The 8,693-nt window shown below is 44.0% G+C and carries 9 protein-coding genes; 7 read left to right on the top strand and 2 right to left on the bottom strand.

Annotated elements, in window-relative coordinates:
- Positions 1-223: 223 nt before the first annotated feature.
- Positions 224-871 carry a hypothetical protein gene (locus RMO79_RS18500; protein WP_310484714.1) on the top strand — a complete coding sequence of 216 codons (648 nt, stop codon included), beginning with the start codon at positions 224-226 and terminating at the stop codon, positions 869-871.
- A 188-nt stretch (positions 872-1,059) separates the two neighbouring features.
- On the opposite strand, the gene RMO79_RS18495 is transcribed toward RMO79_RS18500, so the two are convergent.
- A complete protein-coding gene (locus RMO79_RS18495) occupies positions 1,060-1,962 on the bottom strand; it encodes a polysaccharide deacetylase family protein (RefSeq protein ID WP_310484713.1) in 903 nt (300 codons plus the stop codon).
- 208 nt (positions 1,963-2,170) lie between these two features.
- On the opposite strand from RMO79_RS18495, the gene RMO79_RS18490 reads away from it, so the two are divergent.
- The 5 genes from RMO79_RS18490 (at position 2,171) to RMO79_RS18470 (ending at position 7,329) form a co-directional block, all read left to right on the top strand.
- On the top strand, positions 2,171-2,941 hold the full coding sequence (locus tag RMO79_RS18490; RefSeq protein ID WP_310484712.1) for a dienelactone hydrolase family protein: 771 nt from the start codon (positions 2,171-2,173) through the stop codon (positions 2,939-2,941).
- 98 nt (positions 2,942-3,039) lie between these two features.
- The gene (locus tag RMO79_RS18485; RefSeq protein WP_310484711.1) at positions 3,040-3,933 is read left to right on the top strand and encodes a S1 RNA-binding domain-containing protein; all 894 of its coding nucleotides are present in this window, start codon (positions 3,040-3,042) and stop codon (positions 3,931-3,933) included.
- Positions 3,934-4,135: 202 nt separating this feature from the next.
- Positions 4,136-5,467, top strand: a complete 1,332-nt coding sequence (locus RMO79_RS18480; RefSeq protein WP_310484710.1) for a leucine-rich repeat-containing protein kinase family protein — start codon at positions 4,136-4,138, stop codon at positions 5,465-5,467.
- A gap of 93 nt (positions 5,468-5,560) precedes the next feature.
- Positions 5,561-6,481 (top strand): metallophosphoesterase family protein, encoded by a 921-nt coding sequence (locus RMO79_RS18475; protein WP_310484709.1) that lies wholly within the window; start codon positions 5,561-5,563, stop codon positions 6,479-6,481.
- Positions 6,482-6,507: 26 nt separating this feature from the next.
- A complete protein-coding gene (locus tag RMO79_RS18470; RefSeq protein ID WP_310484708.1) occupies positions 6,508-7,329 on the top strand; it encodes an MOSC N-terminal beta barrel domain-containing protein in 822 nt (273 codons plus the stop codon).
- Positions 7,330-7,723: 394 nt separating this feature from the next.
- On the opposite strand, the gene RMO79_RS18465 is transcribed toward RMO79_RS18470, so the two are convergent.
- Positions 7,724-8,038 (bottom strand): hypothetical protein, encoded by a 315-nt coding sequence (locus RMO79_RS18465; RefSeq protein ID WP_310484707.1) that lies wholly within the window; start codon positions 8,036-8,038, stop codon positions 7,724-7,726.
- A 240-nt stretch (positions 8,039-8,278) separates the two neighbouring features.
- Here RMO79_RS18465 and RMO79_RS18460 point away from each other — a divergent pair.
- The coding region (locus tag RMO79_RS18460) for an inositol monophosphatase family protein (protein WP_310484706.1) at positions 8,279-8,693 on the top strand (415 nt) is incomplete at its 3' end.

Genomic DNA, 8,693 nt, shown 5'->3' with positions numbered 1-8,693 from the left:
CAATAGACTTGGGGTTTGCGAGTGCTACCTTATGCTTTAAGGAGTAAGAAATCTGGTATTTGGGGATGGGTTGTAGCAAATATGTCTTAAATTGAGATGGTCGATCGCACAGATTTGATTTGAGGAAACTATATAATCAATTAGCAGTCTAAGTTTTCATGAGGATTTAGACAGCCAGTATTAAGTACAGTAACTAATCTTTGAGGAGTAATCAATATCCCCCATGACCCCACCTATCGCTACGATCGCTACCACTACAGCTCCGTTATCGCACCCCGCGCCAATTACAGCCCAAAACAATCGAGTATCTGCGACAAAGACAAGAGCAAACTGGAAAAATCATGCGCCCCTAACTAGCCCCAATCTCCAGGCTCCCCCAGCGATAAAAATCGCCCAATCCGAGCTACCCGGCGGATCGACACCCCCAGCCACTCCCCCACCATCACCGAGTACTGTCGATACCGGGAGCGGTTACCCATCCAGAATTCCTCGCAACTATTTTGGGCCAGCATTTGCAACGGGAAATGGTAGTGGTAGTTTTGGTGCCATTAGTAGATTTCCATTAGGGCCGAATTATTCTATTCGTCCCTCCGCAATTTTTGGTGGTAACGCCACCATCATCCGCGTCCCCATCACCTACGATTTTATCTTTAGCGACCAAGAACCCTTCGAGCGCAACCCAGTCGTAACTTTCCACGCTGGTGGAGGGGTACAGTATAGTTCTGTTAATAATCAAAGTAGTAAATTTAGCTTGCTAGCGACTGTCGGTGTCGATGTGAATCTGTTTGAAGGCGTTGCCCTCGTCAGTAGTTACAATACCGATTTTGGCTCGATTAACGGTGTCAACTTTGGTTTGGGATTTGAGTTTTAATTAATACTGGCGGCTGTTACTAGCATAACCAGAGTCAGAATAGCCATTAGAGGTTTTCTCCAGAGAAAACCTCTAATGGCTAAAGTCGAATTAAAAGAAGTCGGGGATGTAGGGGGGATGTATCGTAATTCTAGAAAGTCCAGTTTTTAAGCGTCTTTACTACAACAGAGTATCGAGATCGAATGTGCTTAACTTCCAACCGATGTAGAAGAAGAGCCTTGAGCTGTCGGAGTTTCGGCCGCAGCAGATGATAACTCTAAGAGTTCGGGAACGGTGACAAATTTATAACCTTTGGCGCGAAGCTGGGCGATAATCTGCGGAACTGCTTTAGCGGTATTATCGTGACTGCCGCCGCCATCGTGCATGAGGACGATTCCGCCAGGAGTTGCTTCTGCTAGGATAGTTTTGAGCATGGCTTCTGGAGATGGACGACTGGGGCGACTGTCGCCAGAATCTACCGACCACATGTTAATCGATTGCTTCTGTTGTTGAGCATAGGCAACCAAGCCATTGGTTAAAACGCCACCTGGCGGTCTGAAATAGGCAGTCTCAACGTTGAGAAGGTCTTTAATAATTTTGGCAGTATCTTCAATTTCTCGCTGTGCTACCAAGGGACTCATTTGTTTGTACCAATGATGGAGCGTATGATTAGCAATAACATGACCGTCAGCAAGGATTTTCTTACCAATTTCGGGGAAAGATTTGAGCGGTTGACCGACTACATAGAAAGTGGCTTTGACCTTTTCTTGTTTGAGAGTTGCTAAAATTTTCTCGGTAGTTTCCGGCCAAGGGCCATCATCAAAGGTGAGAGCGATATATTTTTCCGCACCAGGTACGGGTGCGTCTTTGATGGTTTTAGCTTGAAAGTTTTTGGGGACATCGAAGTTCAGTGGGATGCTATTGGCAATTGCCGTAGTCACCTCGACTGTTTTCGATAATCCTGTCTGGGCGATGAGCGCATCCGCAGGTACGCCGCTAAAGAGGGTATGTAATAGTGCAAAAACCGCACAAGAAATGACTGCGATCGCCACCCATAATACTTTACCTGGTAATAATCGCTTAATCCGATCTTGCCGCTCGCTTTTAGCCACTTTAGCCACTCCTAAATACTTATAAAATGATGCAACCTAAATTTGTCTTACAACTGGCTGACTATCCTAATTTCTCGAATAATCTCTAAGAGGGTGACTCTATGTTTTGAGCTGAGTTGATGAAGACTGTTTGATTATATCAAAACATCTAACTTTAGATAGATGTTATCCGTACCCGATCGCGATCGTCAATGTTTAATTAATTTTTATGACTAGATTACCAGTAGCAACGACCCAAGTCTCGCTGTACCCGATCAATACTGACGATCGAAACGCACCCCCATCGACAAAAGTTTCTGGCTCTCTGGCGATGCCAACTGGAGCCGGACAATTTCCAGGTATTATCGTACTCCAAGAAATATTTGGGGTCAATACCCATATCAAATCTGTGGTCGAACGGATTGCCAGCATGGGTTATGTGGCAATTGCACCTGCTTTATTTGAGCGAATTGCACCAGGATTTGAGACAGGTTACACCAGTGCTGATGTCGAATTAGGTCGTAGCTATGCCCAACAGACTAATGCAGCACAGTTACTCGCAGATATTCAAGCCGCGATTGATTACCTCAAAACTTTGCCCCAAGTCTTGCCCAATTTTGGCTGTATCGGCTTTTGCTTTGGCGGACACGTTGCTTATTTGGCGGCGACATTGCCCGATATTTCTGTGACAGCTTCGTTCTATGGTGCGGGAATCACTACTCGTACTCCAGGTGGTGGAGAGCCATCGATCGGTCAAACAGAGTCGATCGCAGGTACGATGTATATGTTCTTTGGCATGGATGACGCTAGCATTCCGCCCGACCAAATTGCCCAAATTGAAACCGCACTCGCTCAAAATGATGTTCCCCATCAGATTTGGCAGTATTCAGGTGCCGAACATGGCTTCTGTTGCGATTTACGGGCAAGTTACCATCCCACCGCCGCAGCCGCAGCTTGGCAACATGTCGAAGAACTATTTCAACAACTCAAATCTGACTGAGTAGGGCGGCATAATATATATATCACCCTTACTTGGTATGTGCCGATCGAAACTCTTCGTAACCGCCGCACCTACCCATTCCCAACTCCCAACCGATCATGAATAAGACTCAAACTACCTCCGCCGAAATCTTTTCCATGGATGATTTTGCTAAAGCCTTAGATGCTGAAGCAGTCAATTTTGAAAAAGACCAATTAGTGCGAGGTAAAATTCATAGCTATGATAGCGATGGTGTCTATGTAGATATCAATGGTAAATCGCTAGCATTCGTTCCGGCAGAGGAAGTTGCCGCAGACGAATCGGCAGATTTATCGGTATTACTACCGATTGGTGACGAGCAAGAATTCCTGATTATTCGCGAACAAAATGCAGATGGACAAGTCACTTTGTCTAAACTGCAATTGCAAATGAAATATGCCTGGAATCAAGTTGACGATCTTCAAAGTAATAAAGAGTCGATTCAGCTCAAGGTAACTGGCGTAAATAAAGGCGGCGTTACTGTCAACTTTCAAGGAATTCGTGGTTTTGTTCCTCGATCTCAATTGCTCGAACGCGACCATCAATCTCTAGTCGGAACTAGCATTCCGGGGATAATTATCGAAGCAGATAAAGAGAAAAACAAATTAGTATTTTCTCAGCGTAAAGCTGCTCGTACTGCTAATTTTAGCCAATTAGAACGAGGACAATTAGTAACTGGTACGATCGTCGGACTCAAAGCTTTTGGTGCCTTTGTTGAATTTGATGGCAATACTGGCCTAATTTATATCAAACAAATTAGCGAAAGCCGAGTCGAAGATTGCGAAAAAGTATTCGCGATCGGACAAGAAATTAAAGCGATGATTATCGATTTAGACGAAGGTAATGGTAAAATTTCACTCTCTACCAGAGTTCTTGAAAACCATGCTGGCGAAATGTTAGAAAAAATGTCGGAAGTAATGGAATCAGCCGAAGCCAGAAGCGAACGCGCTGCAAAGAAGTTATTCGGTACTTAAACTAACAGCGTAAAAGATCGACTCCCGCCGCTAATTGTTTGGCTTAGAGGCTTACAATTTAGCGGGGGCTGGTGGATATATAGATATCGATCGTCGATCTATAACCGATTGGCGATATCTCGAATGAGAATAAATTTGAATATAATGGATCGAATTACAACAAGCAATATTCTGGAAGTAAAGACAAAAATATTGGTAATACATGGAAACGATCGACTTGCTGCGCTCTGGTAAATTGCAGGGGATAAAACGGCTGGATTTAGCGGCTGGTTTGACAGAATTCCCGATCGAGATATTTGACTTAGCAGATTCGCTGGAAATATTGAACCTGTCCGATAATCATTTGAGATCTTTACCTGCGGATTTAATTCGGTTAAAAAATCTCAAAATTATCTTTCTCAGTAACAACGATTTTGAATTAGTCCCTGAGGTATTGGCAGATTGTCAGCATCTGTCGATGGTGGGTTTCAAATCTAATAAAATTAGGGTGTTCGACGAGAATGTTCTGCCGCTGGGGGTGAGATGGTTGATTCTGACGGATAATCAGCTCGAACGGCTGCCAAATTCGATCGGGAAGCTCCTAAGCTTGCAAAAATTGATGTTAGCTGGAAATCAATTGCGATCGTTACCAGATGAGATGGCGGCTTGTCAGAATTTAGAGTTAATTAGATTGGCTGCAAATCGGCTGGAATCTTTGCCGCAGTGGTTATTTACCTTACCTCGGCTGTCGTGGCTGGCTTATGCTGGTAATCCGGTTTGTACGGCTAATCTGTCGCCAAATGTACCCGTCATTCCGTGGACGGATTTAACGCTCTCGGAGCCATTGGGGGAGGGTGCTTCGGGGGTGATTTCTAGAGGTTTATGGCATTCGCCAGCACAGTCGCCAACGGATGTTGCCATCAAGATTTTTAAAGGCGCGATGACGAGTGATGGTGCGCCAGCAGACGAAATGAATGCTTGTATGGCTGCGGGCGGGCATCCACATTTAGTAGGTGCGTTGGGTAAAATTGGCGATTGTCCTGACGAGCGATCGGGTTTAATATTATCGTTAATTCCTCCCGATTACAAAAATTTGGGCAACCCGCCGAGCTTAGATAGTTGCACCAGAGATACATATCCTGAGGGGATATCGTTTACGGTAGCAAAGATCTTGCAAATTGCGATCGCAATTTCATCTGCTGCGGCGCATCTCCACGCGCAGGGTATTATGCATGGCGATTTATATGCTCATAATATTATGACAAACGATCGAGGTAATTGTTTGTTAGGCGATTTTGGAGCGGCTTCTAGTTACGATCGCACCAATTCGATAGCTAGTCTAGCATCAGAGAGACTGGAGGTAAGAGCATTTGGTTGTTTATTAGAAGATTTACTCGTTCGCTGTCAATTATCAGATATCGTTGGCGAAGTTGCTGAGGATAATAATCAAGAAAAGTTAGTACTCGATCGACTAAAAAAATTACAGCAAGATTGTATGCAAATCTTACCAACCAATCGTCCATTATTTATTGAAATTGGTAAAATTTTAGCCTAAATGATACCTCTTGACTGAGTTAGATCGAGTCAATTAACACATGCTATCATTAAAATAGCTAAATCGTAATTGTTAATTTACGCTTCCATTTTAATGTCAGATCGCGCCACCCCCAGCAACCAGCAACAACTTAATTTTGCAGTATTTGGCGATATTCACGGTCGAATTGCCCTAATGTATACCTTAGCTATCCTCTGGCAGCAACAATCGGGAATTGAACTAGATGGATTGTTGCAAGTTGGCGATCTGGGTGCATTTCCTGACTTATCAAAGTTAGACAAAGCCACTCAAAAGCACTCGCAAAAAGACAGCGACGAACTAGGTTTTCAAAACTTTTATGTTGCGACTCCAGAGAGTCAGTTTTATTTACAACATTCACAAGCTCCTAAGACTTACTTTGTCAGAGGCAATCATGAAGATTTTGAATATTTAGGCGAGTTTACCAAACCCACTCCGATCGATCCTTGGCAGCAAATTTGGTTTATTCCAGATAACCAGGCGATCGAAATCAGATTGGCAGATCGACTGGTTAAAATAGGTGCCTTCGGGGGAATTGCCCCCAGACAAGAATGCGCCGCACGCGGAAAATTAGCGCGTGAAAAATATCGCAAGGCACAGAAGATTAGTAACTCCGAGCCACGATTTTTTAGTGAAACTGACATTGCCAATATTTCCCTAGATCTTCAGAATTTAGATATTCTGATGACTCATGCTGGCCCTCAATCGCCCGAATTACCCACTGGCTCGATTTTTTTGGATCGACTTATTACACATCTGCAACCGAAAGTACACCTTTTCGGTCACCACCACCAGGTTATTTACCGACAAGATCCAGTGAGTAATTTATTATCGATCGGGTTGGCACATTTAGAGTTCGATAATGGTAAATTAAAACCAAGTTCGTGGGGAATATTATCAATTTCGCCAGAGTCATTATCATTTGTATTTATGTCTCCAGATCTTTTTCCGATCCTCGATCGGATTACTCGGACAAATTATCGATCTCTAATCTGAAGAGATAGCAATAAGGAGTAAAGAGTGTGAATATTACTACCGAAATTCAACCGACGCTAACGCAGATTAGTATTTATCCAATTAAATCTTTAGATGGCAAAATAGTCGATCGCGCTAAAATATTGACAGGTGGTGCCTTAGAATACGATCGACGGTGGGCGATTATTGACGATTGCGGTAAAGTTGTCAATGCCAAACGTACTGCTAAAATTCACCAATTACGCGCTCAATTCGATTTTAGCAATATAGATTTAGCGCAGCAATTGGTAATTAATATCCAAACTGCTGACGATGCCAATAATTACCAATTTTGCCTGACTACTGAAGTTACCGAACTAGCACGATGGTTGAGTGCATTTTTTGGATTCCCCGTTAGCCTCATCGAAAATGCCACTACAGGCTTCCCGGACGACTTAAATGCTTATGGCCCCACGATCGTCAGTACAACTACCTTAGAGACGATTTGCGGCTGGTTTCCTAACCTCGATTTGGCAGAAGCTCGCCGCAGATTTAGAACTAATTTAGAGATCGGTGGCGTTCCTGCTTTTTGGGAAGATCGCTTATTTGGCGCACCAGGAACAGTTATTGATTTTCAACTGGGAGATGTCCGATTTCACGGAGTCAATCCCTGTCAGCGGTGTATCGTTCCCACTCGCAATTCCATATCTGGCGATCTAACTCCTAAATTTCAGCAAATATTTACCCAGCAGCGAGATCGAACACTGCCACCTGAAGTGAATAAATCGAGGTTCAACCATTTTTATCGCCTAGCCGTCAATACCCAAATTCCGCCAGTTGAGGCTGGTAAGTTTTTAAAAACTGGCGATTTTTTAGGCTTTAGGTCTTAGGTCTTAGGTTTTAGGCTTGATAGCTTTAGCGAAGATCTACCCACCCCGCCCTAAGAGGCTGTTTGAAAAGTTATTTTTGACACCCGTAGTTGGTATGAATCCCCCTAAATACCCCTTAAAAAGGGGGACTAAGAATCCAGTTCCCCCTTTTTAAGGGGGCTAAGGGGATTTTTTAGGGTTTAGGCGTAACAATTTTGACTTTTCAAACACCCTCTAAGGGCACCCCTCCTTGGATGGGATTTTCCTTACTCATTACTCCCCGCTCCCCGCTCCCCGCTCCAACAACAATGCCATCAACATCACCAGCTCTACTAGAGTCTGAAATGATGTTGATGGCTATTGATTTATTTAGATTAGATCGATTAACTAAGAAAGATCTCAACCTAGCAAGCTACTAAGGTTTTTTAGTTTCAGCAGGCTTGGTTTCAGTAGTTTTAGTTTCGGTAGTTTTAGTTTCGCTCTTAGCACCGTCAGCAGGCTTGGTGGTGTCGCTCTTCATGCCGTCAGCAGGCTTGGTAGCATCAGCAGGCTTGGTAGTGTCGCTCTTCATGCCATCAGCAGGCTTAGTCGTATCTGCTGCGGGAGTAGTCGTAGTTTCAGTTTTAGTCTCAGTTTTGGTCGCGTCGGGAGTAGTTGCTTGTTGGCTACAAGAAGTTAGACCAGCAGAAAGAGTTAAGCTGGCGACTACTAATAAAGTTTTCCAGTTCATTTGAAATTTCCTCACACTTATTTTTTTGATGCCGAGTTGCGGCTTCGCTATCTACTATAGCACCGCGATCGCCAAAATTTAAGGTAAGCTAGACACAGGAAACCGTATCGATTGAGTACCTGAAGATAGTGGAAACCGAACACGAGATCGGACTAAACAGATTGTTATGTCGCTAGAATCCAGTCGTCGCAACAAATCTACACTTTTCGACAATTTCCGATCCATAAACTGCCAATTCTTGTGAATTCACCACTCCCACATTTGACTTTAGCTGACATTTTAGACCGGACGATCGAGTTGAGTTGGACGGCAGCAGCAATTTTAAAATCTTATTATCGTGGCAGTCGCGCAGATCTGGAGGTGTTAGATAAGACTGAAGGGCCAGTTACCGCCGCAGATCGGGCAGTCGATCGACACATTCTCGCAGGCATTCAAGCTATGTGTGGAGGCAGTTGTGGCTATCTAACAGAAGAGACTTATCAGGCTGGCGATCTGCAATTACCCCAAGATTGGGTCTGGATTATCGACCCCTTAGATGGCACGCGAGATTTTATCGATAAGACTGGGGAATATGCGATCCATATCGCCTTGACATATCAGCATCGTCCCGTGCTTGCGGTGGTTACGATTCCAGAAACCGATCGGATGTATGCGG

It is taken from the genome of Chamaesiphon sp. VAR_48_metabat_403, assembly GCF_031422475.1.
Classification (GTDB): Bacteria; Cyanobacteriota; Cyanobacteriia; order Cyanobacteriales; family Chamaesiphonaceae; genus Chamaesiphon.
Note: the sequence above shows the minus strand (reverse complement) of the source record. Positions and strands in the feature narration are given on the sequence as shown.